This window comes from Bacillus sp. XF8 (assembly GCF_017498755.1).
GTDB lineage: Bacteria > Bacillota > Bacilli > Bacillales > Bacillaceae_G > Bacillus_A > Bacillus_A bingmayongensis.
Genome location: NZ_JAGDQK010000118.1, coordinates 1 through 1,244, shown reverse-complemented (window position 1 = coordinate 1,244; position 1,244 = coordinate 1). Strand labels below are relative to the sequence as shown.

Sequence of the window (1,244 nt, the reverse complement as noted above, 5' to 3'; positions counted from 1 at the left end):
ACATCGGTGAGTACAACATTACGACATGCAGAATATTACGATATGCAAAAAGTGTTCGATGATTTATATCAACGTAGCAAAAATAATGCTACTAAAGGTATAAATTTATATAAACATATCGTATCAAAAGAAAATATTCTACTGGCATATAGAAACATAAAGGCTAACACTGGCTCTAAAACTGAAGAAACAGATGGTATCAACATTGACCACTACAAAATGAAAGATGTAGATTTCTTCGTTGATAACATAAGAAAAGCTCTCGTAGATTACAAGCCAAATACGGTACGTAGGGTAGAAATACCTAAACCAAATGGAAAGAAACGACCATTAGGCATCCCTACAATGAGAGATAGATTGGTTCAACAAATGTTCAAACAGGTTCTAGAACCAATATGCGAAGCAAAATTTTACAAGCATTCATACGGATTCAGACCCAACAGGTCAACACACCATGCAATGGCTAGGTGTCAATACTTGATAAACAGAGGGAGATTTAGTCACGTAGTAGATATTGATATACAAGGTTTCTTTGACAACGTAAACCATTCCAAATTGTTGAAACAACTATACAACATAGGTATAACTGATAAAAGAGTACTGACAATTATCTCAAAAATGTTAAAAGCACCAATCAAAGGAGAAGGCATTCCCACAAAAGGAACTCCGCAAGGAGGAATCCTAAGCCCATTACTTAGTAATGTTGTATTAAACGATTTGGATTGGTGGATATCTAGTCAGTGGGAGAATATTAAAACAAGGAAACCATATACAATAGAAACCAAAAATCAATTGTTGTCAAAAGCATAATTGAAAAAAATGCATATAGTCAGATATGCAGATGATTTTAAAATATTTACCAATAATCATCAATCTGCAACTAAAATATTCCATGCAGTGGAAGGGTATCTCAAAAATCAATTAAACCTTAATATATCTAATGAAAAATCAACTATAACTAACCTAAAAAGAAAATCTTCAGATTTTCTAGGGTTCTCTATCAAATCTGTTAAAAAGCGCAAAAGATATGTGGCAAACACACATGTAAGCGAGAAAAAGAAGAAGGAAATCCTTGAAAAATCAAAAACAAGGATTAAAGCAATTCAAAAGAGTCCATCAGCAAAAACAGTACAGGATTATAACTCTTATGTGCTTGGTATAAAAAACTATTACAGAATCGCAACACATGTAAATATAGACTTTGCTGAAATAGCCTTTCGTCTCTCGAAAACCTTGTTCAATCG

Annotated in this window: 1 pseudogene; it reads left to right on the top strand. The window is 33.0% G+C overall.

What is annotated here, in order from left to right:
- Positions 1-6: 6 nt before the first annotated feature.
- Positions 7-1,244 (top strand): annotated as a pseudogene (gene ltrA, locus J4P91_RS28655) (group II intron reverse transcriptase/maturase); the annotation flags it as partial.